Genomic DNA, 23,788 nt, shown 5'->3' on the forward strand with positions numbered 1-23,788 from the left:
GATCCCATCCCGAACTCAGTAGTGAAACGATGCATCGCCGATGGTAGTGTGGGGTTTCCCCATGTGAGAGTAGGTCATCGTCAAGATTAAATTCCAAAACCCCATTTGCGAAAGCAGATGGGGTTTTGTTTTTGCGCCGAGAAAAGCCGCCGGCCTCGCGATCATCGGTAGGACCGGTGTAGGACCCTCCCTTTATGCTCTCAACGCACTGATGATAAACGCGTGAAGACTATTAACCGCCTTTGACCCGCGCGAAGCCCGGCTACGCAGTATGGAAACTTCCATGGGCTCAATGTTCCCCAGACCGTGCTCGCCGCTCAAGACCTGAAACGATGGCTGTACGCTGCACTGCGTGATCGCGGCAATGGCGAGCCCACCCTCAACTGCTGCCACCTGTCCGGCCAGGCTGGAGCTGTTATAGACCACCTTGAATTGGCGTCCCTGCTGGGTCAGTGAACTCACCGCGTTATGCCGGGCCAGGCTTGCGCTTTCGTAGACGGCGATAGGTATCGGGTCTCGCCGCCAGAGCTCGAACTGGGGTGAGCCAACCCAGACCATGGGTTCTTTAAAGAGAAAGGTCCCGCCTTGAGGCGAGTCTCTGGACACCAGGGCAAGATCAAGATCGCCACTGCGCACACGCGGAATAAGTGTGGTCGACTGTTCACAGTTCAGTTCGATTTCCACGGCTGCATAGCGTGGCGAAAAGCGCTTCAGAACCGGTGTGAGATACCTGGCGGCGTAGTCCTCCGCGACGCCCAGGCGGATTCGTCCGGTGAGCTCTTCGCCATGGAACGCCGCCTGGGTCTCAGCATGCAGTGCCAGCATGCGCCGGGCATAGCTCAGCAATGTCTGGCCATCATCGGTGAGTTGCAGATGCCTCGGCCCCCGATTCAACAGCTGCCGTCCAAGGGCCGTTTCCAGTTTCTTCATCTGCATGCTGACTGCAGACTGCGATCTGTTTACTTCATGGGCCGCACCAGACAGCGAACCCGCATCCACCACGGCCACGAAGCATTTAAGCCAATCGATCTGCAAATCACTGGCAGGCATTGAGGTCACCTCTATTCGGTAATCGAATGGCTATGGTGTGAATTATGCGCTTTTCATGGAGATTGTTCGTGCGCAAGATACCAACACTAATCAACACCTACTGGATATGTTCATGCCATTCGATACCTGGTTGCTCTATCTGTTGACCTGCTGCGGTATCGCGGTAGTGCCAGGGCCCAATGCGCTGTTGGTGCTTACCCATGGCGCCATTCACGGCAACCGGAAAACCCTGTTCACCATTACGGGAGGCGTGCTTGGTTTTGCCATCGTGCTGGCGTTTTGCGCGTTGGGACTGGGCGCGCTTATCCAGGCCTCGGCTACCTGGTTCACGGTATTGAAGATTGTTGGCGGGCTCTATCTGATCTGGCTGGGCTTCGGGCTGTGGCGGGCTGCTCCCGTCGGCCTTGATACTGGCATTCCTACGAGGGCGGGAAGCTGGTCGCTGTTCCGCCAGGGGCTGGTATCGGCCATTTCCAACCCCAAGGCGCTGCTGCTCTTTACCGCTTTTATTCCGCCCTTTCTCGATCCGCAGCGCAGTATCGTTGCGCAGACGGCCGCTATCGCCCTGACCTACGCAGTGGTGGAGTTTATTGTTGAATATACGGTGGCCAGCGCTGCACACCGGGTCAGGCCATGGCTGGCTCGAACCGGGCGCCGATTCAATAAAGTCTGCGGTGGATTTTTCGTACTTTTCGGCCTGGCCCTGCCTATCCATACCTGACGTCAATAAAAAAGGCCGCATCTGCATGCGGCCTTCTTCGTTACAACAACAGGTATTCAGTCCCCGCGATACACACAACCACTGGTGCAGGTCTCATGGATACGGATGGCCGACAGTTCAGGAAGCAGGGGCTTGAGTTCATTCCAGATCCACTTGGCCATGTTCTCGCTGGTTGGATTCTCAAGGCCCGGGATATCGTTCAGATAGTTATGGTCAAGACGCTCATAGAGCGGCTTGAAGATCGCCTTGATCTCGGAGAAGTCGCGGATCCAGCCAGTATGGGGATCGACGTCGCCTTCCAGGTAGATGGCTACGCGAAACGAATGCCCGTGCAGACGGCCGCACTTGTGGCCCTCGGGGACGTGAGGCAGGCGGTGGGCAGATTCGAAGGTAAATTCTTTGAAGATTTCCAAGGCGTCTTGAACTCTGTAAGTGGCGTTCGCCGAAGCGATAAAAGCAGGCAGCAAGTTTAACAGTAATGATTTGCCCGATGCGCAAAACATGGCCGCCGCCTAGCTAAGCGGCTGTAGATGCTCTGCCAGGCGATTGCTGTCGACCAGTTCAAGAAACTCGTCGCCCATGCGCTGGCTTTCTTCCATGGCCTTGCGCCAATAGGCCTGTCGGGTCTGGTCATCACCCATGAAGCGCTTGAAGTCGTTTCTGTCTGGCAGTTTGCCGTAAGGCAGGCGTGCCAGATATTCCTTCGACGGTGCAAGCAGCAGCACGTCTTGCAGGCGGCCCGGATCACCCTTGCGCCAGGGCAGTGTCTTGTCGAACCAGCCGGGGATGATGCGATCAATGAAATGCGGGTACAGCACAATATCATCACCGGAGTAGGGCAGGTCCAGGTGATAGTCGAGCAGGCCGCCGTCACGAAAGGTTCCCGGTCCGGCGCCGGGGATATCCAGCACGCCTTCCATGACCATCGGGATCGACCCGGAGGCGAGCAACGCCTGGCGCAGGTTCGAGGTGTTCAGGTGCAGGCTGCGTGACGGGAAGTCAGTCAGCGCATGCAGTGGCGGTGCGAGTCGCTGGTCATGCATGATCAGGCGTTCGAAGTGACGTGACAGGCGTGAGCGCCCGAGCAGGTTGTCGGCAATCACCGAAGACAGGCCAAGGCCCAGGCTGCGGCGCTGATCATGGGCCAGTCGGCCATGGCTTTTGACGATCATGATGTTGAGACGGTAATGGGGGTTATCCAGGACCTGCGCGTCCTGGTCTTGCAGCAGGCTGTCGAGCATGCGTACGCAACTCTGGCTGACCTCGGCCATGGTCACGCCCTTGGCAAAGCTCTGTTCGTTATACAGCCGCCCGAGGCGACGGATGCTGTCGGCCGGATTGGGCAGGCAGGCACTGGCGAAGCGCCAGGAGCCAATCGAGGCACCGATCAGGGAGCGTTCCCGTGGTGCCCGTGGCAGCCACTCGCCGAACAGTGCCAGATCCAGCCCCTGTATCCCCAACGCCTTGGGCCCGCCGGCGGCACCCGGCACGATGCCGACGTCCTGTGGTCGCAAACCCTGCTCGCGGAGCCTGGACATGGCCCGGCTGCCGGCCCTGAGGGTCAGGTTGCTGGATTTGATATGGATGGCACTCATGGACGTCTCCGTTGGGCGGGTTGTTTATCATACCTGCACAGGCATCTGTATCGCCTGACGAGAGCCAGCTGTGTTGATGGCGATTGGCCGCAACTATTAAGCTTGAATTAAGTTCGGGTGGTTATCTTAAGCATCGTAAAGCCTGCTTATCCCAACGGAGATGACTTATGAAAACCCTGACTGCCTTGTTCGCTGCCACCGCCATTACACTCACTGCCGGTATTGCCCAGGCCCGCGATATCGGCCCCGACGAAGCCCTGCGCCTGCGTGATGCAGGTACTATCCAGTCTTTCGAGAAACTCAATACCGTCGCCCTGGGTCAGCACCCGCAGGCAACCATCACCGATACCGAGCTTGAACAGGAATACGGCAAGTACGTCTATCAGGTCGAACTGCGCGATGCCAAGGGCATTGAGTGGGATGTAGAAATGGACGCCGTCACCGGACAGGTTCTCAAGAATCATCAGGACAGTTGATGCAAAAGCCCAGGCGTCTCTATTTATTCTGCGGTTTGATCCTGGCGCTGGTCTGCACGACGGCCAGTGCCCGGGATCTTGATCAGGACGAGGCGCTCAAGCTGCGCCAGAGTGGCGTTATACAACCACTGGACCAATGCATCGATGTTGCGCTCAAGCTGTATCCCGCATCCAGGCTGCTGGAGGCCGAACTTGAGCTCAAGCACGGCCTCTATGTGTATGAAATTGAATTGCTCACTCGCGAAGGCGTCGTTCGTGAGTTGAAGTTCGATGCGCGTGACAGCCGTTTGATACAAGACAAGGAAGATGACTGATGCGATTGCTACTGGTTGAGGATCATGTCCCGCTGGCCGACGAGTTGCTGGCGGGGCTTGGTCGACAAGGCTATGCAGTCGACTGGCTGGCTGACGGCCGTGATGCCCTGTTGCAAGGCGCTGTAGAACCCTACGATCTGATCGTGCTGGATCTTGGCCTTCCCGGCATGCCGGGGCTGGATGTTCTGGCGCGATGGCGGGCGGACGGCCTGTCGACGCCGGTACTGATTCTCACCGCTCGTGACTCCTGGGCCGAGCGCATCGAAGGCCTTAAGGCCGGGGCCGACGACTACCTGACCAAACCGTTCCACCCCGAGGAGCTGCAACTGCGCATCCAGGCGCTGTTGCGTCGTGCCCATGGCGTGGCCAATCAACCTCGACTGGAAGCGGCCGGCCTGCATCTGGATGAGGGCCGCCAATGCGTCATGCAGGATGGCGATGATATCCAGCTGACCTCAGCCGAATTTCGCTTGCTGCGCTATTTCATGCTGCACCCGGGGCAAATCCTGTCCAAGGGCCATCTGGCCGAGCATTTGTATGACGGGGAGACCGAGCGCGACTCGAATGTCATCGAAGTGCACGTCAATCATCTGCGTCGCAAGCTGGGTCGCAGTGTGATCGAGACCCGCCGGGGCCAGGGCTACCTGTTCGGTGGAACTGGCGGATGAAGTCCATTCAAGGCCGCCTCAGTCTGGGGCTGGTCAGTATTGTCCTGGTGGTGGTCGTCGTACTGGCCCAGATCAGCCTGTGGTTGTTCGAGGTCGGCTTGCAGCGCTACCTGGAGTCCGGCCTGCGTAACGAGAGCGAGGGCCTGCTGACGGCTTTGGTGCGCGGCCCTGACGGCCTGCAATTGAACGAGCAGCATGTCTCTCCCGCCTATCAGCGGCCTTATTCCGGCCACTATTTCCGTATCGATTTTGCCCAGGGGCATTGGCGTTCGCGCTCACTCTGGGACCTTGAACTGCCGGCTCAGGACGGTCCCGGCCTGCATGCCCATTCCGAGTTGGGCAAGACCGGCCAGTCGCTGTTGGTATTGAATGCGGATTACCGCAAGTTCGGCCAGAAGATCTCCATTTCCGTGGCTCAGGACTACACGCCGGTCAGAGCCAGCTTTCAGCGCGTGCAGCAAATTGGCTTGGCCCTGGGCGGCGTGGCGTTGCTATTGATCCTGATCCTGCAGCGCATGACGGTCAGGCGTGCCTTTCGCCCGCTGGAGCGGGTGCGCGAGCAGATTTCCCAGCTGCAACAGGGGCAGCGGTCACAATTGGATGACGCCGTCCCCCAAGAGCTTGAACCCCTGGTCGCGCAGATCAATCACCTGCTGGCGCATACCGAAGACAGCCTCAAGCGCTCGCGCAATGCGTTGGGCAACCTTGGTCACGCCCTGAAAACGCCCCTTGCCGTGCTGATCAGTCTGACCGCTGACAGTCGCCTTGATGCACATCCGGATGTGCGCCGCATCTTTAACGAACAACTCGAACAGATCCAGCAGCGTCTGAGCCGGGAGCTCAATCGTGCGCGCCTGTCCGGGGACGCCTTGCCCGGCGTGCTGTTCGATTGCGCGACAGAGCTGCCCGGCCTGCTCTCGACCCTGCGCCTGATTCATGGCGAACATCTGGCACTGCGCACTGAAGTCCCTGTCGATCTGGCGCTGCCCTGGGATCGCGAGGACATTCTGGAGCTGCTGGGCAATGTGCTGGATAACGCCTGCAAATGGGCGGACAGTGAGGTGTGTCTGGGCATCTACAGAGATGAGCGGGACTTCGTTTTGCTGATCGACGACGACGGTCCCGGTATCCCGGAGAATCGCCATGATGAGGTGGTCAGTCGTGGCACCCGTCTCGATGAGCAGGTTGCCGGCCATGGCCTGGGGCTTGGCATCGTGCGCGATATAGTCGAAGCCTGGGGCGGTCAGATGCAGCTGCTGGTAAGCCCGCTGGGAGGCCTGCGCGTACGCATCGACTTACCCGACCCCGCCGCTCGCGGCTGAGCAAAATGCCAAGGGCTTCTCAACTTTCAGTGGCCGTGGCCGTTAACAGTTCAAGCATCATGACTTAACAACAATAACTACGTTTCCTTAAGGAAGTCCCATGCGTCTGAGCCTGAAAGCCAAGGTACTGTCACTGGCTATGCTGCCGGTGCTGATTTTCGCGGTGGTCATCAGTGTCGTGACCGTTGTGATATTGCATAAACAGGCGCAGCAAGAGGTCGATGAAGCGCGAGTACGCCTGCTCAATGACGCCAAGACGACGCTGCAAAGCTATGTATCCATCGGCCTGAGCACGCTGAAACCGCTTTATGACGCCTCTGAGCAGGGCGATATGTCCGCCAGGGACAAAGTGATCAAGCTGCTCTCCGCCGGGAGCTATGGCAAGGAGGGCTACTTCTTCGGCTATGACTCCCAGGGCGTGCGCCTGTTCAAGGGCAGCAGCCCTGACGGGGTAGGCAAAAACGTCATGGATGCCAAGGATCCCAACGGTGTCTACTACATCCGTGAGTTGATTAATTCGGCCAAGGCCGGCACCCACTATTCGCAGTACACATCGACCATGCCGGGCAAGACTGAACTGCTGCCCAAACTGGGTTACACCGAGTACTTGCCGAAATGGGATCTGATCGTTGGCTCCTCGGTCAATCTGGACGGTATCGAAGGTCAGGTTGCGATCGTGCAGCAGGCCGTGGACGAGCGCCTGCGCGACATGCTGCTGAGCATCATCGGGATTGCCGTCGTGGTACTGATCCTTATCGCCATTGCCGGTGTCATTCTGGCCTCCACCCTGCTGCGGCCTTTGCGCCTGATGAAAGACAACCTGGATGACATTGCCGCCGGTGAGGGCGACCTGACCAAGCGTCTGGCGATCACCAGTAACGATGAGTTGGGCGATCTGGCTGGCTCCTTCAACCGTTTTGTCGACAAGATTCATGGCCTGGTGCGGCAGATTGCCGAGATGACCACGCAACTGACCACCCTGGTCGGTGAGGTCTCCAGCCAGGCGCAACGCTCCGAGCAGGCCATGGAGCGTCAGCGTACCGAGACCGATCAAGTGGCGACTGCGATTAACGAGATGTCGGCAGCCGCTCAGGAAGTCGCTCACAGTGCCCAGGGCGCTTCGGTCGCTGCGCAGCAAACCGATCAGGAAGGTCTGGCGGCCAAGCGCGTCGTCGACGGCAGTATTCGCCAGATCCACGCATTGGTGGACGATATCCGCAACAGCGGTACGTCCCTGGACAGTCTGCAGCAGGACGTTTCTTCCATCGTCAGCGTCCTGGGCGTGATCCGTTCCATTGCCGAGCAGACCAACCTGCTGGCCCTCAATGCCGCCATCGAGGCGGCGCGGGCAGGGGAGGCCGGTCGTGGCTTTGCCGTCGTTGCGGATGAAGTTCGGGCACTGGCCAGCCGCACCCAGCAAAGCACCCAGGAAATCCAGGGCATGATCGACCGCCTGCAAAAGGGCACCCAGAGTGCGGTGGAGGCCATGCGCCGTTCCAGTGAAGCGGGTGAGGGTACGTCCAAGAGCGCCAATGAAGCGGGTAGCTCACTGGACACCATCGGCCAGTTGATCGGCACCATCAACTCGATGAACGCGCAGATTGCCAGCGCCGCCGAAGAACAGACCGCCGTGGCCGAGGAAATCAACCGCAGCGTGCACCAGATCGCCGTGGCGGTGGAAAGCGTGGCCGAGGAGACCCGCCACAGCGCCCAGACCTCACGCAGCCTGTCAGACCTTGGGCAACGCCTTGGGGCGCTGGTGAGGCAGTTCCGGGTTTGATCTGATAGGTCATGGCTCTGAGTGTTGTGGGAGCGAATTCATTCGCGAAGACGGTATTGAAGGCGCTGAAGATGTAATGAATCTACCGGCCTCTTCGCGAATGAATTCGCTCCCACATCATTGCTCCCCACAGGTTCACCCTTCGTTCTGATTTGTGTGGCACTCGTTCAATCCGCTGTGGACTAAGCAATAGGTCGTGCGCCCGGCACGCCTGCTCAAGGACTGGCCATGAACGACAATCCGCTGCACTACAAAACCTTTCTGATCCTGTTGGTACTGGTCACGCTCGCCTTCATCTGGATTCTGCTGCCGTTTTACGGCGCGATGTTCTGGGCGGTGATGCTCGGTATCGTCTTCATTCCCCTGCAACGCCGCCTGCTGCTGCGCTTTAGCGGGAGACGCAACCTGGCGGCGCTGTGCACGCTGATGATCTGTCTGGTGGTGGCGATCCTGCCGGTCATTGTGATCAGCGCCTTGCTGGTCCAGGAAGGCGCCACTCTGTACAAAAACGTCGAAAGCGGCCAACTGGATATCGGCGCCTACCTGGCCGAGTTCAAACGCCTGCTGCCGCCTTATACGCAGCACTGGCTTGATCGCCTGGGCATGGGCGATCTCAACGGCCTGCGCGACAAGATCGCCAAGTGGGCCATGCAGGCCAGCCAGGTGCTGGCGACTCAGGCGTTCAGCGTCGGTCAGGTCACCTTCGACTTTGTGGTGAGCTTCTTCATCATGTTGTACCTGCTGTTCTTCTGTCTGCGCGATGGCCAGGAACTAGTGCGCAAGATTCGTCTGGCCGTCCCCCTGGCCGAGCCGCAGAAGCGCCGCCTGCAACTCAAGTTCAACCGCGTGGTACGCGCCACCATCAAGGGCAATGTCGTAGTCGCCATGACTCAGGGTGCGCTGGGCGGTTTTATCTTCTGGGCCCTGAATATCCCCAGCGCCTTGCTCTGGGCGGTGGTCATGGGCTTTCTGTCGCTGTTGCCAGCGGTAGGGGCGGGGATCGTCTGGGCGCCGGTGGCCTTGTACTTCCTGCTCAGCGGGATGATCTGGCAGGGCGTGGTGCTGTCGTTGTTCGGGATCTTTGTGATCGGTCTGGTGGATAACGTGCTGCGGCCCATTCTGGTGGGCAAGGACACGCAGATGCCGGATTACCTGATCCTCATCTCCACTTTGGGCGGCATGGCTGTGTTCGGTCTCAATGGTTTTGTCATCGGGCCGATGGTGGCAGCGTTGTTCATGTCCACCTGGGGCCTGTTCAGCAGCGCGAAGAAGACGGTGCGCTTGCCGGGCTGACTTTCCCCCAGACGAAAAAAAGCCCTGCTTGTGCAGGGCTTTTCTTTGCCAGCTGACCTTTACAGGCCGGCGTGCATGACCAGATTCAGCAACGGTTGTGGGTACACACCGATGACGAAGGTCAGGATCGCGATCGCCAGCAGCATCACGCCACCGGTACGCTGTGCCCAGTTGAAAGCGGCATCGTGGCGCGGCAGCTTGTTGTCCACCAGGTACATGGTGACCATCACGCGCAGGTAGTAGAACACGCCGATGGCACTACCGATGATCAGCGAACCGATCAGCCACCACAGCTGCGACTCGACGCCCGTGGCGATCATGTAGAACTTGCCGATAAAGCCGGCCGTCAGCGGGATACCCGCCAGGGACAGCATCATCAGGGTCATGACTGCAGTCAGGTACGGACGGCGCCAGAACAGGCCGCGGTACTCGAACATGGCGTCAGCGTCGCGACCGCTGTACGGCGACGACATCATGGTAACGACACCGAAGCTGCCCAGAGTGGTCAGTACGTAGGTCACCAGGTACACGCCAATCGCTTCCACGGCCATGCCATTGCTGGCAACCAGGGCGATCATCAGGTAGCCGAAGTGGGCGATGGATGAGTAACCCAGCAGACGCTTGAGGTTAGTCTGCACCAGAGCCAGCAGGTTACCGACCAGAATCGAAGCAACCGCAATCACCGCCAGCACGTTATGCATTACGCCGCTGTTGGCCACCGGGGAGATCTGGAACAGACGCACCAGCACGGCGAATACCGCCACCTTGCTGGCAGTCGCCAGGAACGCTGCAACTGGAGCCGGAGCGCCTTCGTAGACGTCAGGAGTCCAAAGGTGGAAGGGTACCAACGACAGTTTGAACGCCAGGCCGACGACCATCATGGCCAGGCCGACCTGGGAGATCGGGCCGGGCAGGCCAGTGGCCGCCAGAGCCTTGCCGATACCGTCGAAGCTCAGGCTGCCGGCTTCGGCGTAGAGCAGGGCCATACCGAACAACAGGAACGCCGAGCCTGCGGCCGACAGCACCATGTACTTGATGCCGCCTTCCAGGGAGCGCTTGTTGAAGAAGGCGTAGGCCACCAGGCCGTAGACCGGCACCGACAACAGCTCCAGACCAATGAACAGGCCTGCCAGGTGTTGCGCGCTGACCAGTACCATGGCGCCCGCTGCTGCCAGCAGGATCAACAGGTACAGTTCTTCGCGGTTGCCAGGGTAGCCGACCTTGCCGTCGCCGAGGTAGGCGTGGGCCATGGTCACACAGGCCAGGGTCGAAGCCAGGATCAACGCCATGTACAGGCAGGCGAAGTTATCGATGTGCAGCAGTGGAGTGACTACCAATGGGGCGACTTTCAGCGCCGGGTAGACCGATAGCAGGGCCAGATTAAGCCCGGCTACGGTCAGCAGGAACGTTTGCGAGTGATTGCGGCGCCAGGCGATTGCCAGCATCACCACGACAATCGTGGCGCTGACAATCAGCAGTGGCGCAAGCGCAATAAAGTGTTGAGTCGTCAGGTCCATAGCGCTCTTACCGGGCCGAAGCGAGTTGAGTGAAGGCAGTGCCGAGCCATTGCTGCACGCCATGCATGGTAGCCGCCGAGGTATCGAGGACCGGCTGCGGGTAAACCCCGAGCAGGACCAGCAACACGGCAAGGCCGAGCACCATGATCAATTCACGACCATCCATGCCCTTGAGGACCGCGTCCGACTTGGACGGGCCGAAGTAGGCGCGGTGGATCATGATCAACGAGTAGACGGAGCCGAACACCAGACCGGAAGTCGCAATGGAGGTGATCCATGGCGAGCTGACGAAGGTGCCGAGCAGGATCAGGAACTCACCGACGAAGTTGCCGGTGCCCGGCAGACCCAGAGAGGCGGCTGCAAAGAACAGGCTGATCGCCGGCAGGTAAGCGATGCGCGACCACAGGCCACCCATTTCACGCATGTCACGGGTATGCAGACGCTCGTACAACTGGCCGCTGAGGATAAACAGCGCCGCAGCTGACAGACCGTGGGCAATCATCTGCCCGACCACACCTTGCAGCGCTTGCTGGCTGCCGGAGTAGATGCCGATCAGTACGAAACCCATGTGTGAGACGCTGGAGAACGCGATCAGGCGCTTGATGTCAGTCTGGGCGAACGCCAGGAAGGCACCGTAGAAGATCCCGATCAGGCCGAGCACCATGGCAATCGGCGCGAACTCGGCCGATGCGTTGGGGAACATCGGCAGGGCGAAGCGCAACAGACCATAGGCAGCGGTTTTCAGCAGGATACCGGCCAGGTCGACCGACCCCGCTGTGGGTGCCTGAGCGTGAGCGTCCGGCAGCCAGGAGTGAAACGGCACTACCGGCAGCTTGACCGCGAAGGCAATGAAGAAGCCCAGCATCAGGATGTATTCGGTGCCGTGGGACAGCTTGGTCTTCAGCAGGTGGGCATAATCGAAGGAGATTGTGCCGGTCTGGTTGAAGTTGACCAGCACCAGGCCAAGGATCGCCACCAACATGATCAGGCCGCTGGCCTGGGTGAAGATGAAGAACTTGGTTGCTGCGTAGATCCGGGTCTTCTTGCCGTCTGCCGAGCTGTGACCCCAGAGCGCGATGAGGAAATACATCGGCACCAGCATCATTTCCCAGAAGAAGAAGAACATGAACAGGTCGATGGCCAGGAATACCCCGACCACGCCGCCCAGGATCCACATCAGGTTGAGGTGGAAGAAACCAACGTTACGCTGGATCTCCTTCCACGAACACAGCACCGACAGCACGCCGAGCAGGCCGGTCAGCAGGATCATCAGCAGCGACAGGCCGTCCAGCGCCAAGTGCACGCTGATACCGAAGCGCTGAATCCACTGATGCTGGAATTCAACGACCCAGGTCGGATCCGCGCCAGGAGTCGGCGCATAGCTGAAGTTGCCGGTACCCCACAGCCACAGGCCCAGGGCCAGTTCGAGGGACATGGTCAGCAGCGCGATCCAGCGCGGCAGGGTGTGGCCGAAGCGCTCACCCTGCCAGCACAGCAGGCCACCGATAAAAGGGATCAGGATTAGCCAAGGCAGAATCATGACGGGCTCAATTCCTTTCGCAAATTCGCAAGGTTCATGTCAGACCGCAACCAGAACGACGGCACCCAGTACCAGAACGGCACCGGCGGCGATCGAGGCGGCATACCAACGCAGCTGGCCAGTCTCGCTACGGGCCATCAGGGAGTTGCCACCCTTGACCAGACGCGGGATCAAACCAATGGTGCGGTCGAGCGGGTCACTGCGCAGTACGTGGCTGATGGCCAGATAAGGCTTCACGAACAACTTGTCGTAAATCCAATCGAAGCCCCAGGCCGCGAACCACCAGGCCGAGAGGAAACGGCCCGGACCGCTGTTGGCAATGGCGCTGACGAAGCGGCGCTTGCCCAGGAACAACACGGCTGCCAGCAGGATACCGGCCAGGGCGATGGCGCCCGAGGCGATTTCCAGACTGTGCTTGGCTTCGCCACCGGCATGACCGGCGCTTTCCGGCAGGACCCCGGCCAGTGGCGGGTGAATCAGGGCGCCAATGAAAGTCGACAGCACGATCAGCACGCTCAGCGGCAACCAATGGGAAATCCCGTGGCCGGCGTGGGCTTCGGTCTTCGCTTCACCGTGGAAAGTGATGAAGATCAGGCGGAAGGTGTACAGCGACGTCATGAACGCACCGACCAGACCGGCATACAGCAGACCGTTGTGACCGCTGGCGAAGGCTTCCCAGAGGATCTCGTCCTTCGAATAGAAGCCGGCCGTAACCAGGGGCAGGGCGGCCAGTGCAGCGCCACCGACGATGAAGCTGGCGTAGGCCAGTGGCAGTTTCTTCCACAGGCCGCCCATCTTGAAGATGTTCTGCTCGTGGTGGCAGGCAACGATCACCGCACCGGAAGCAAGGAACAGCAGGGCCTTGAAGAAGGCGTGGGTCATCAGGTGGAAGATCGCGCCTTCCCATGCACCCACGCCCAGGGCCAGGAACATGTAGCCGATCTGGCTCATGGTCGAGTAGGCAAGGATACGCTTGATGTCGGTCTGCACCAACGCGGCGAAACCGGCCAGTACCAGGGTCACGCCACCGACGATACCCACCAGGTGCAGGATGTCCGGGGCCAGGGTGAACAGGCCGTGGGTCCGGGCGATCAGGTAGACACCGGCGGTTACCATGGTTGCTGCGTGGATCAGTGCCGAAACCGGGGTAGGACCGGCCATCGCATCCGCCAGCCAGGTTTGCAGTGGCAGTTGCGCGGATTTACCGACAGCGCCGCCCAGCAGCATCAGAGTCGCCAGCACGATCCATGGGTCACCGACCTGGAAGTGCTGCGGCGCACGGACCAGCAGTTCCTGGACGTTCAGCGTGCCCAGTTGCTGGAACAGGATGAACAGGCCGATGGCCATGAACACGTCACCGATGCGGGTAACGATGAAAGCCTTGAGTGCAGCGTTGCCGTTGGCGCGGTTGCTGAAGTAGAAACCGATCAACAGGTACGAGCACAGGCCCACGCCTTCCCAACCGAAGTACAGGAACAACAGGTTATCGCCCAGTACCAGGAACAGCATGCTGGCGATAAACAGGTTGGTGTAGGCGAAGAAACGCGAGTAGCCGTCTTCACCGCGCATGTACCAGGACGCGAACAGGTGGATCAGGAAGCCGACGCCAACGACCACGCCCAGCATGGTGATCGACAGGCCATCCAGATACAGGGCGAAGTTCGGTTCAAAGCCATCGACCGAAATCCAGCGCCACAGCACCAGGGTGTAGTGACCACCCTCGGGCGGTGCAACGTTGAACTGCCAGATCACCCAGGCCGCAACAATGGCCGACAGGCCGATGGAGCCGACGCCGATCAGGGCCGCGAGGTTTTCGGAGATTTTCCCGCGCGAGAACGACAGCAGCAGGAAACCGATCAGAGGGAATACGAAAGTCAGAAAGATAAGGTTCATCCGCGCATCTCGCTGGCAGCATCGATATCGAGAGTGTGGAAGCGGCGATACAACTGCAGCAGGATCGCCAGGCCGATACTGGCCTCTGCGGCTGCCAGGCTGATCACCAGGATGAACATGATCTGCCCATCCGGCTGCGCCCAACGGCTGCCCGCCACGATGAACGCCAGTGCGGCGGAGTTCATCATGATTTCCAGGCTCATCAATACGAAGAGAATGTTACGGCGCGCAAGCAGGCCCGCCAGGCCGAGGCAGAACAGGATCCCGGCAACCGCCAGGCCATGTTCGAGAGGGATAGCATTCATGAGTTACTCCTTCGCCTCGTTGCGGCCGAGGTGGAAAGCGGTCACGACGGCTGCCAGCAGCAGCATCGAGGCCAGTTCCACCACCAGCAGGTAAGGACCGAACAGACTGATACCGACAGCCTTGGCGTCAACCGTGGTGTGGCCGATGGCGGCACCGTTCGAGTAGGTGAACAGCACGTAGATCAGCTCGGCCAGCAGCAGGCCGCAGAGCAGGATCGGGCCAAGCCAGATCCCCGGCTTGAGCCAGGTGCGTTCCTGTTCGACCGAAGCCGGACCCAGGTTGAGCATCATCACCACGAACACGAACAGCACCATGATGGCGCCAGCGTAAGCGATCACTTCCAGAACACCGGCAAACGGTGCGCCGAGGCTGAAAAAGGTCATGGCCACGGCAATCAGCGAGATGATCAGGTAGAGCAGGGCGTGCACCGGGTTCTTGTTGGTGATCACCCGCAGGGTGGACACAACAGCGATACCGGATGCGAAATAGAAAGCGAATTCCATCTTTCTTCCTTAAGGCAGCAAGCTCTTGACGTTGATCGGTTCGGCTTCATTCTGCGCGGAGCCTTTAGGCTTACCGGCGATGGCCATACCGGCGACGCGATAGAAGTTGTAGTCGGGGTTCTTGCCGGGGCCGGAGATCAACAGATCTTCCTTCTCGTAGACCAGATCCTGACGCTTGAACTCGGCCATTTCGAAATCCGGTGTCAGCTGGATCGCGGTGGTCGGGCAGGCTTCTTCGCAGAGGCCGCAGAAGATGCAGCGCGAGAAGTTGATGCGGAAGAACTCTGGGTACCAGCGACCGTCGTCGGTCTCGGCTTTCTGCAGCGAGATACAGCCGACCGGGCAGGCCACGGCGCACAGGTTGCAGGCAACGCAACGCTCTTCGCCGTCAGGATCGCGGGTCAGGACGATACGACCACGGTAGCGCGGCGGCAGATACACCTGCTCTTCCGGATACTGCAGGGTGTCGCGCTTGCGGAAGGCATGCGAGAACACCATCACCAGGCTGCGAAACTGGGTGTAGGTGCCATGCACGATATTGAATATGTACTTGAGCATGGTTATGTCCTCACTGAGCAACGCCGGCGGGCGTGTTCAACAACACGATCGCGGCGGTCACCAGCAGATTGATCAGGGTCAGCGGCAGGCAGAATTTCCAGCTGAAATCCATCACCTGGTCATACCGTGGGCGCGGGATGGAAGCGCGCAGCAGGATGAACAGCATGATGAAGAACGCGGTCTTCAGGGCGAACCAGACGAAGGCCAGCTGCGGCAGGATATTGAACGGGCCATGCCAGCCGCCGAAGAACAGGGTCACCAGCAGGGCCGAGATCAACACGATGCCGATGTATTCACCGACGAAGAACATGCCCCATTTCATACCGGCGTATTCGATGTGGTAGCCGTCAGCCAGTTCCTGTTCCGCTTCCGGTTGGTCGAAGGGGTGACGGTGAGTCACGGCCACGCCAGCGATGAAGAAGGTCAGGAAACCGAAGATCTGCGGAATGATGAACCACAGGTGTTCAGCCTGGTACTTGACGATATCGCTCATGTTGAACGAACCGACCTGAACCACCACGCCCATCAGCGACAGGCCCATGAACACTTCGTACGACACGGTCTGGGCCGAAGCCCGCAGGCTGCCGAGCAGGGCGAACTTGTTGTTACTCGACCAACCGGCGAACAGCACTGCGTAAACCGACAGACCGGCCATGGCGAAGAAGAACAGCAGGCCGATGTTTAGGTCCGCCACCAGCCAGGTCTCGGTGACCGGGATGATACTGAAGGCGATCAGCAGGGCGCTCATGGCGACCACCGGGGCCAGGGTGAAAATCACCTTGTCGGCGAACGGTGGGGTCCAGTCTTCCTTGAAGAACATCTTCAGCATGTCGGCGGCGATCTGGAACGCACCGAACGGACCGACCCGGTTAGGGCCGTAACGGTCCTGCCAGAGGGCGAGCAGGCGACGCTCGACCCAGCTGAGCAGCGCGCCGCAGATCACCACGGCGAGCAGGATGACGATGGCCTTGAGTACCGCAATGATCGAATCGATTACGACAGGAGTAAACCAGGTCATTGCGCTGCCTCCTGCAAGCCATCGACGGTTTTACCGAATACGGCAGGCGGGATACCGGCCAGACCGGCCGGCAGAGCCACAAGGCCCGCACCCAGCTCTTCGTTGATGCGCAGTGGCAGACGCAGGGTCTGGCCGGCAACGTTCAGGCTGAGCAGGGCGCCATCGTTGACACCCAGGCGATCGGCTTCGGACTTGGCCAGGGCCACGTAGGCTTCTGGAATGCGTTCCTGCACCGGTGCGGCCTTGGACGAAGTCTCGTCGCTGCCGAACAGGTGATAGAACGGCACGACCTGCCAGGTGCCACGGGCCGGAGCGAAAGCGCCCGGTACGCTGGCGAACCAGGACAGATTGTCACCCTTGGTTTCGATCAGGCGAGTACCCGGATCACCGGCACGCAGGTGACCACCGACTTCGTCCTGGAACTTGTTCCACGCTTGCGGCGAGTTCCAGCCCGGCGACCAGGCGAATGGCACTTGCTGACGCGGTTCGGCGGAGCCCGAATAACCTTCCATGGAGAAGGCGAACGCGGTGTCCTTGTCCTGCGAAGTGCGCGGCTCATGCACGCTGATATTGGCGCGCATGGCGGTACGGCCACTGTAACGCAGCGGTTCGCGCGCCAGTTTCATACCCTTGATGCGGAACGCAGCGGAAGGCGCGGCATCGATGATCCCGGCCAGTTGCGCGGTGCTGCTGGCGCAGGCGGCGGTGACGTGGTCGAGCTGGGTCCAGTCCACCGGTTTGTTCAGCAGGGTAGCGCGCAGGGCATGCAGCCAGCGCCAGCCTTCGTGAACCAGGATGCTGGCGTCCAGGTAGGTTGGGTCGAACACCTGGAAGAAGCGCTGGGCGCGGCCTTCCTGGCTGACCAGAGTACCGTCGCCTTCGGCGAAGCTGGCCGCTGGCAGAACCAGATGCGCCTTATCGCTGGTTGGAGTCTTCTGATGGTCGGCAACGATCACCACTTTCGCGGCGGCGAAGGCGGCATCGACAGTGGCGGCGTCAACACGACGGTACAGATCGTTTTCCAGCACGACGATGGCGTCGGCCTTGCCCGAGATCACGGCTTGCAGGGCGGCGTCTACCGACTCACCGCCGAACATCGCCAGACCCATGCTGTTGGCTTCCGGCACGATCAGGCTCAGCGAGCCTTGCTTGTCGCGCAGTTTCAGCGCCTTGGCAATGTTGGCCGCAGCTTCGATCAATGCGTTCGAACCCAGTGAGCTGCCGGAGATGATCAACGGACGCTTGGCCGCGAGCAAGGCAGCGGCAATGCGCTGGGCCAGTTCGAGGGCTTCGCTGTCCAGGCCTTCGACAGCCGGTGCGCTGGCGTCGATGGCGTGAGCCACGGCGAAACCGATGCGCGCCAGGTCGTCGGGAGCTGCGTGTACGCACTCTTCGGCGATGTCGTCGAGACGGGTTTCAGCCAGGCTGGCGATGAACAGCGGGTTCAGCTCGTGCTGACCGATGTTCTTCACTGCAGCGTCGAGCCACGGCTGGACTTTCATCGCAGCGGCCATGTCTTCGGCCTTGTTCTTCACCAACTGACGCAGGCCCAGGGCCATGCGCGCGGCAGTCTGGGTCAGGTCTTCGCCGAGGACGAAAACGGCGTCGTGATCTTCGATGTCGCGCAGGGTCGGGACCGGCAGCGGGCTGTCGTTCAACACCTTGAGGATCAGGCGCAGACGCTCCAGCTCACCGGCTTCGATACCCGAGTAGAAGTGCTCGGCACCGACCAGCTCACGCAAGGCGTAGTTGCTTTCCAGGCTGGCACGGGGCGAGCCGATACCGACGATGTTGCGACCGCGCAGCAGATCGGCGGCCTTGTCCAGCGCACCGTCAAGGCTGAGCTTCTCGCCATTGGCCAGCAGCGGCTGGCGCGGGCGGTCTTCGCGGTTGACGTAGCCATAGCCGAAACGGCCACGGTCGCACAGGAAGTACTGGTTGACCGAACCATTGAAACGGTTCTCGATGCGACGGATTTCACCGTAGCGCTCACCGGGGCTGATGTTGCAGCCGCTGGAGCAGCCGTGGCAGATGCTCGGCGAGAACTGCATGTCCCATTTACGGTTGTAGCGCTCGGAGTGAGTCTTGTCGGTAAACACACCGGTCGGGCAGACCTCGGTGAGGTTGCCGGAGAACTCACTCTCCAGGGTGCCGCTTTCGACGCGACCGAAGTACACGTTGTCGTGAGCGCCGAACACGCCCAGGTCAGTGCCACCGGCGTAGTCTTTATAGAAGCGTACGCAGCGATAGCAGGCGATGCAGCGGTTCATCTCGTGGGCGATGAACGGGCCAAGTTCCTGGTTCTGGTGAGTACGCTTGGTGAAGCGATAACGGCGCTCGTTGTGGCCGGTCATCACGGTCATGTCTTGCAGGTGGCAGTGGCCGCCTTCCTCGCACACCGGGCAGTCGTGCGGGTGGTTGGTCATCAGCCATTCGACAACACTGGCGCGGAAGGCCTTGGATTCATCGTCATCGATGGAGATCCAGGTGTTGTCAGTGGCCGGGGTCATGCAGGACATGACGATACGACCACGGGTGTCGTTCTCGTCGTTGTACTGCTTGACCGCGCACTGGCGACAGGCGCCGACGCTACCAAGAGCGGGGTGCCAGCAGAAATAAGGGATGTCGAGTCCGAGGGACAGACAGGCCTGTAACAGGTTGTCTGCACCATCGACTTCGAGCGCTTTGCCGTCTACGTGGATAGTAGCCATGGTTCAAAGTTCTTCGTTGGCCCGGTGTCAGCGGGCGTGGCTAATGGAATCTCGGTGCTACCCGTATCAAACAGCCGTGAGGCGTCATCGGGTACGAGATCGGCAGCCTGCTGGCTGCCGATCCTTTCTGTCTTGTTATGCGCCAACCACAATCGGACGTTGGAAGGCCGCCGGGCTGGTGTCGCTCACGGGGGCGATACCGGCTTCGAACTCCGACCTGAAGTACTTGATCGCGGCGCCCAGCGGCTCCACTGCGCCCGGTGCGTGGGCACAGAAGGTGCGGCCCGGGCCGAGGAAACCGACCAGCCCTTGCAGGGTCTCGATGTCGCCCGGCTGGCCCTGGCCTTTTTCCAGGGCGCGCAGGATCTTCACGCTCCATGGCAGGCCGTCGCGGCAAGGTGTGCAGAAACCGCACGACTCCTGGGCGAAGAACTCTTCCATGTTGCGCAGCAGGGAAACCATGTTGACGCTGTCGTCGACGGCCATGGCCAGGCCCGTACCCATCCGGGTGCCGACCTTGGCCACGCCACCGGCGTAGAACTGGCAATCCAGGTGCTCAGGCAGCAGGAAGCCAGTGCCGGCACCGCCTGGCTGCCAGCACTTGAGCTTGAAGCCGTCACGCATGCCGCCGGCATAGTCCTCGAACAGCTCGCGGGCCGGCAGACCGAAAGGCAGCTCCCACAGGCCGGGGTTCTTGACCTTGCCGGAGAAGCCCATGAGCTTGGTGCCCATATCTTCGCTGCCCGGACGGGCCAGGGACTTGTACCAGTCGTTGCCGTTGGCGACGATGGCCGGCACGTTGCACAGGGTCTCGACGTTGTTCACGCAAGTCGGCTTGCCCCACACGCCAACGGCGGCAGGGAAGGGCGGCTTGGAGCGCGGGTTGGCGCGACGGCCTTCCAGGGAGTTGATCAGTGCGGTTTCTTCACCGCAGATGTAGCGCCCGGCACCGGTGTGGACGAACAGTTCGAAATCGAAGCCGCTGCCCAGGATGTTCTTGCCCAGCAGACCGGCCGCTTCGGCTTCTTTCACCGCACGACGCAGGTTCTTCGCAGCGGTGGTGTATTCACCACGCAGGAAGATATAGCCGCGGTAGGCTTTCAATGCGCGAGCACTGATCAGCATGCCTTCGATCAGCAGATGGGGCTGTTGCTCCATCAGCATGCGGTCTTTCCAGGTGTTGGGCTCCATCTCATCCGCGTTGCACAGCAGGTAGCGGATGTTCATGGATTCGTCTTTGGGCATCAGGCCCCATTTGACGCCGGTGGGGAAGCCCGCACCGCCACGACCCTTGAGCCCGGAGTCCTTGACGGCCTGGACGATATCGTCGGCCGACATGTCGGCGAAGGCCTTGCGCGCAGCGGCATAGCCGTTCTTCTGCTGGTATTCGTCGAGCCAGAGTGGTTCGCCGTCGTCACGCAGGCGCCAGGTCAGCGGATGGGTCTCCGCAGCACGGGCGATGGTGTTGGCCGGACCGAAAGAAGTGATGGTCATGGGTAAGCCTCCAGCATCTTGGCGACGCCACCTGGCTGTACATCGCCGAAGGTGTCGTCATCGACCATCACGGCCGGGGCCTTGTCGCAGTTGCCCAGGCAGCACACCGGCAGCAAGGTGAAGCGGTTGTCGGCAGTCGTCTGGCCCAGGCCGATACCCAGCGAGCGCTGGATTTCAGTGACCACGTTCTCGTGGCCGGCGATGTAGCAGACCATGCTGTTGCAGACGCGAATGATGTGGCGACCCACCGGCTGACGGAAGATCTGGCTGTAGAACGTCGCCACCCCTTCCACGTCGCTGGCAGGGATGCCGAGGACTTCGCTGATGGCGTAGATGGCGCCGTCCGGCACCCACCCGCGCTCACCCTGAACGATCTTCAGGGCTTCGATAGACGCCGCGCGCGGGTCTTCGTAGTGATGCATCTCGTGCTCGATGGCCGAGCGCTCGGTTTCGCTCAATGCGAAACGGTCTGTCTGGATAAGCGTGCTGTTCATGCTTAGCGGTCCACGTCAGCCATAACGAAGTCGATACTACCCAGGTACGCGATCAAGTCCGCGACCATACTGCCTCTGATCACCGAAGGGATCTGTTGCAGGTGCGGGTAACTTGGGGTGCGGATCCGGGTACGGTAGCTCATGGTGCCGCCGTCGCTCGTCAGGTAGTAACTGTTGATGCCCTTGGTCGCTTCAATCATCTGGAAGGATTCGTTGGCCGGCATGACCGGGCCCCACGAAACCTGCAGGAAGTGCGTGATCAGGGTCTCGATGTGTTGCAGGGTGCGCTCTTTGGGCGGCGGCGTAGTCAGCGGGTGATCCGCCTTGTACGCACCGGCCGGCATGTTGCGCATGCACTGCTCGATGATCTTGAGACTCTGGCGCATCTCTTCCACGCGGACGATGCAGCGGTCATAGGCGTCGCCATTGGCAGCCAGCGGTACTTCGAATTCGAAATTCTCGTAACCCGAGTAAGGACGGGCCTTGCGCAGGTCGAAGTCGCAGCCGGTGGAACGCAGACCGGCGCCGGTGACGCCCCATTCCAGCGCTTCCTTGGTGTTATAGGCGGCGACACCGATGGTCCGGCCCTTGAGGATGCTGTTGTCCAAAGCGGCTTTCTGGTATTCGTCCAGACGCTTGGGCATCCACTCGATGAAGTCCTTGACCAGCTTTTCCCAGCCGCGCGGCAGGTCGTGGGCGACGCCGCCGATGCGATACCAGGCCGGGTGCAGACGGAAGCCGGTAATGGCTTCGATCACGGTGTAGGCGCGCTGACGGTCGGTAAAGGTGAAGAACACCGGGGTCATGGCGCCGACGTCCTGGATATAGGTACCCAGGAACAGCAGGTGGCTGGTGATACGGAAGAACTCGGCCATCATGATGCGGATGGTGTCGACCTTCTCCGGTACCTTGATGCCGGCCAGCTTCTCGACCGAAAGCACGTACGGCAGGTTGTTCATCACCCCGCCGAGGTAGTCGATACGGTCGGTGTAGGGGATGAAACTGTGCCAGGACTGACGCTCGGCCATTTTCTCGGCACCACGGTGGTGGTAACCGATGTCCGGGACGCAGTCGACGATTTCTTCACCGTCCAGTTGCAGGATGATGCGGAACGCACCGTGAGCCGAAGGGTGGTTCGGGCCCAGGTTGAGGAACATGTAGTCCTCGTTGGTGCCGGAACGCTTCATGCCCCAGTCTTCCGGACGGAAGCGCGCGGCCTCTTCTTCAAGCTGCTGCTTGGCCAGGGTCAGGCTGTACGGGTCGAACTCGGTGGCGCGGGCCGGGAAGTCCTTGCGCAGCGGGTGACCTTCCCAGGTCGGCGGCATCATGATGCGGGTCAGGTGAGGGTGGCCCGGGAAATCGATCCCGAACATGTCCCACACTTCGCGCTCGTACCAGTTGGCGTTGGGCCAGATGCTGGTCACGGTAGGCACGCTGAGGTCGCCTTCGGACAAGGCCACCTTGATCATTACGTCACTATTACGCTCTACCGACAGCAGGTGGTAGAACACCGTGAAATCGGCTCCAGGCAGGCCGCGACGGTTAGTGCGCAGGCGCTCGTCGACACCATGCAGGTCGTAAAGCATGGAGTAGGGCTTGGGCAGCTGGCGCAGGAACGACAGCACTTCGAACAGTCGGGCACGCTCGACCCACAGCACCGGCATGCCGGTACGGGTGGCCTGGGCGGTGAACGCCTCGGCGCCAAAGCGATTGTTCAGTTCAACGACGACGTCTTGGTCGTCAGCCTTGTAAGGCGGGATATACAGAGCGGTGCCTGTAGTCATAGGTCTCGATCACTATCGGTCAACGTACAGAATGAACCCGGTTTCTTGTCTTTTTTATAAAAAGAGAGAGCTGGATCAGACTTCGTCGGGGCTGCGCAGGTTGGTGACCTGAATACGCTGTTCGCGGCGCTGTTCCTTTTGCGACGGCATCTCGGCGCGATATACGCCTTGTTCACCGACGACCCAGGACAGAGGGCGACGCTCCTGGCCGATGGATTCCTGCAGCAGCATCAAGCCTTGCAGAAACGCTTCGGGGCGGGGCGGGCAGCCAGGCACGTAGACATCCACGGGGAGGAACTTGTCCACGCCCTGGACTACGGAATAGATGTCGTACATGCCACCGGAGTTGGCACACGAACCCATGGAAATGACCCATTTAGGTTCGAGCATTTGCTCGTAGAGACGCTGGATGATCGGCGCCATCTTGATGAAGCAGGTACCTGCAATGACCATGAAGTCGGCCTGACGCGGTGATGCCCGGATGACTTCCGCGCCGAAGCGGGCGATGTCGTGGGGCGCCGTGAAGGCCGTGGTCATTTCCACATAGCAGCACGAAAGGCCGAAGTTGTACGGCCAAAGGGAGTTCTTGCGACCCCAGTTGACAGCACCACTCAGCACGTCTTCGAGCTTGCCCATGTAGATGTTTTTGTGGACTTGATCTTCTAACGGATCGGAAACGGTTTCCCGTTGGCCGATCGGGTACTGATCGTTAGGAGCATCCGGGTCGATCCTGGTGAGATTGTATTGCATC

The 23,788-nt window shown here is 60.4% G+C and carries 22 protein-coding genes, 1 rRNA gene and 1 pseudogene; 9 read left to right on the forward strand and 15 right to left on the reverse strand.

What is annotated here, in order from left to right; genetic code table 11:
* Window positions 1-86 (forward strand): 5S ribosomal RNA (gene rrf / locus M2401_RS22320); the annotation flags it as partial.
* A gap of 106 nt (window positions 87-192) precedes the next feature.
* Here the strand turns inward: rrf and M2401_RS22325 are convergent.
* Complete coding sequence (locus M2401_RS22325) at window positions 193-1,050, reverse strand: LysR family transcriptional regulator (protein WP_259106018.1); 858 nt, start codon at window positions 1,048-1,050, stop codon at window positions 193-195.
* A gap of 112 nt (window positions 1,051-1,162) precedes the next feature.
* Between M2401_RS22325 and M2401_RS22330 the strand changes: the two genes are divergently transcribed.
* Window positions 1,163-1,771, forward strand: a complete 609-nt coding sequence (locus M2401_RS22330; RefSeq protein ID WP_259106019.1) for a LysE family translocator — start codon at window positions 1,163-1,165, stop codon at window positions 1,769-1,771.
* 56 nt (window positions 1,772-1,827) lie between these two features.
* On the opposite strand, the gene queD is transcribed toward M2401_RS22330, so the two are convergent.
* The gene (gene queD, locus M2401_RS22335; protein ID WP_259106020.1) at window positions 1,828-2,184 is read right to left on the reverse strand and encodes a 6-carboxytetrahydropterin synthase QueD; all 357 of its coding nucleotides are present in this window, start codon (window positions 2,182-2,184) and stop codon (window positions 1,828-1,830) included.
* 99 nt (window positions 2,185-2,283) lie between these two features.
* Window positions 2,284-3,366 (reverse strand): patatin-like phospholipase family protein, encoded by a 1,083-nt coding sequence (locus tag M2401_RS22340; RefSeq protein ID WP_259106021.1) that lies wholly within the window; start codon window positions 3,364-3,366, stop codon window positions 2,284-2,286.
* Between the two features lie 167 nt (window positions 3,367-3,533).
* Here M2401_RS22340 and M2401_RS22345 point away from each other — a divergent pair, with 167 nt between their 5' ends.
* The 7 genes and pseudogenes from M2401_RS22345 (at window position 3,534) to M2401_RS22370 (ending at window position 9,219) form a co-directional block, all read left to right on the forward strand.
* Complete coding sequence (locus M2401_RS22345) at window positions 3,534-3,842, forward strand: PepSY domain-containing protein (RefSeq protein WP_259106022.1); 309 nt, start codon at window positions 3,534-3,536, stop codon at window positions 3,840-3,842.
* The gene (locus M2401_RS22350) at window positions 3,842-4,156 is read left to right on the forward strand and encodes a PepSY domain-containing protein (RefSeq protein ID WP_259106023.1); all 315 of its coding nucleotides are present in this window, start codon (window positions 3,842-3,844) and stop codon (window positions 4,154-4,156) included. The genes M2401_RS22345 and M2401_RS22350 overlap by 1 nt, the downstream gene beginning before the upstream one ends.
* Window positions 4,156-4,824 carry a response regulator transcription factor gene (locus tag M2401_RS22355; RefSeq protein WP_259106024.1) on the forward strand — a complete coding sequence of 223 codons (669 nt, stop codon included), beginning with the start codon at window positions 4,156-4,158 and terminating at the stop codon, window positions 4,822-4,824. The genes M2401_RS22350 and M2401_RS22355 overlap by 1 nt, the downstream gene beginning before the upstream one ends.
* A complete protein-coding gene (locus M2401_RS22360; RefSeq protein ID WP_259106025.1) occupies window positions 4,821-6,146 on the forward strand; it encodes a sensor histidine kinase in 1,326 nt (441 codons plus the stop codon). The genes M2401_RS22355 and M2401_RS22360 overlap by 4 nt, the downstream gene beginning before the upstream one ends.
* A 139-nt stretch (window positions 6,147-6,285) precedes the next feature.
* Window positions 6,286-7,068: pseudogene (locus M2401_RS34685) on the forward strand (cache domain-containing protein); the annotation flags it as partial.
* Window positions 7,069-7,170: 102 nt separating this feature from the next.
* Entirely contained in the window at window positions 7,171-7,926 is a 756-nt protein-coding gene (locus M2401_RS34690; RefSeq protein WP_409033970.1) for a methyl-accepting chemotaxis protein, read from the forward strand.
* Between the two features lie 228 nt (window positions 7,927-8,154).
* Complete coding sequence (locus tag M2401_RS22370) at window positions 8,155-9,219, forward strand: AI-2E family transporter (protein ID WP_259106027.1); 1,065 nt, start codon at window positions 8,155-8,157, stop codon at window positions 9,217-9,219.
* Between the two features lie 59 nt (window positions 9,220-9,278).
* Here M2401_RS22370 and nuoN read toward each other — a convergent pair whose 3' ends face one another.
* The 12 genes from nuoN to M2401_RS22430 all read right to left on the reverse strand — a co-directional run bounded on the left by nuoN (window position 9,279) and on the right by M2401_RS22430 (window position 23,787).
* A complete protein-coding gene (gene nuoN, locus M2401_RS22375; RefSeq protein WP_259106028.1) occupies window positions 9,279-10,736 on the reverse strand; it encodes an NADH-quinone oxidoreductase subunit NuoN in 1,458 nt (485 codons plus the stop codon).
* A gap of 7 nt (window positions 10,737-10,743) precedes the next feature.
* Entirely contained in the window at window positions 10,744-12,276 is a 1,533-nt protein-coding gene (gene nuoM / locus M2401_RS22380; RefSeq protein WP_259106029.1) for an NADH-quinone oxidoreductase subunit M, read from the reverse strand.
* A gap of 39 nt (window positions 12,277-12,315) precedes the next feature.
* A complete protein-coding gene (gene nuoL / locus M2401_RS22385) occupies window positions 12,316-14,169 on the reverse strand; it encodes an NADH-quinone oxidoreductase subunit L (protein ID WP_259106030.1) in 1,854 nt (617 codons plus the stop codon).
* Entirely contained in the window at window positions 14,166-14,474 is a 309-nt protein-coding gene (gene nuoK, locus M2401_RS22390) for an NADH-quinone oxidoreductase subunit NuoK (RefSeq protein WP_259106031.1), read from the reverse strand. Before nuoK ends, nuoL begins: the two co-directional genes overlap by 4 nt.
* A gap of 3 nt (window positions 14,475-14,477) precedes the next feature.
* On the reverse strand, window positions 14,478-14,978 hold the full coding sequence (gene nuoJ / locus M2401_RS22395) for an NADH-quinone oxidoreductase subunit J (RefSeq protein WP_259106032.1): 501 nt from the start codon (window positions 14,976-14,978) through the stop codon (window positions 14,478-14,480).
* Window positions 14,979-14,987: 9 nt separating this feature from the next.
* Window positions 14,988-15,536, reverse strand: a complete 549-nt coding sequence (nuoI, locus tag M2401_RS22400) for an NADH-quinone oxidoreductase subunit NuoI (protein ID WP_259106033.1) — start codon at window positions 15,534-15,536, stop codon at window positions 14,988-14,990.
* Window positions 15,537-15,546: 10 nt separating this feature from the next.
* Entirely contained in the window at window positions 15,547-16,554 is a 1,008-nt protein-coding gene (gene nuoH / locus M2401_RS22405; protein ID WP_259106034.1) for an NADH-quinone oxidoreductase subunit NuoH, read from the reverse strand.
* The gene (nuoG, locus tag M2401_RS22410) at window positions 16,551-19,265 is read right to left on the reverse strand and encodes an NADH-quinone oxidoreductase subunit NuoG (RefSeq protein WP_259106035.1); all 2,715 of its coding nucleotides are present in this window, start codon (window positions 19,263-19,265) and stop codon (window positions 16,551-16,553) included. Before nuoG ends, nuoH begins: the two co-directional genes overlap by 4 nt.
* A gap of 135 nt (window positions 19,266-19,400) precedes the next feature.
* Window positions 19,401-20,759, reverse strand: a complete 1,359-nt coding sequence (gene nuoF / locus M2401_RS22415; RefSeq protein ID WP_259106036.1) for an NADH-quinone oxidoreductase subunit NuoF — start codon at window positions 20,757-20,759, stop codon at window positions 19,401-19,403.
* Window positions 20,756-21,253, reverse strand: a complete 498-nt coding sequence (gene nuoE / locus M2401_RS22420) for an NADH-quinone oxidoreductase subunit NuoE (protein WP_259106037.1) — start codon at window positions 21,251-21,253, stop codon at window positions 20,756-20,758. The genes nuoF and nuoE overlap by 4 nt, the downstream gene beginning before the upstream one ends.
* A gap of 2 nt (window positions 21,254-21,255) precedes the next feature.
* Window positions 21,256-23,037, reverse strand: coding sequence for an NADH-quinone oxidoreductase subunit C/D (gene nuoC, locus M2401_RS22425; RefSeq protein WP_259106038.1), 1,782 nt, complete (start codon window positions 23,035-23,037; stop codon window positions 21,256-21,258).
* Between the two features lie 75 nt (window positions 23,038-23,112).
* The gene (locus M2401_RS22430; RefSeq protein ID WP_259106039.1) at window positions 23,113-23,787 is read right to left on the reverse strand and encodes an NADH-quinone oxidoreductase subunit B family protein; all 675 of its coding nucleotides are present in this window, start codon (window positions 23,785-23,787) and stop codon (window positions 23,113-23,115) included.
* Between the last annotated feature and the right edge of the window lies 1 nt (window position 23,788).

Origin of the sequence: Pseudomonas sp. JUb42, assembly GCF_024807945.1 — a bacterium.
GTDB lineage: Bacteria > Pseudomonadota > Gammaproteobacteria > Pseudomonadales > Pseudomonadaceae > Aquipseudomonas.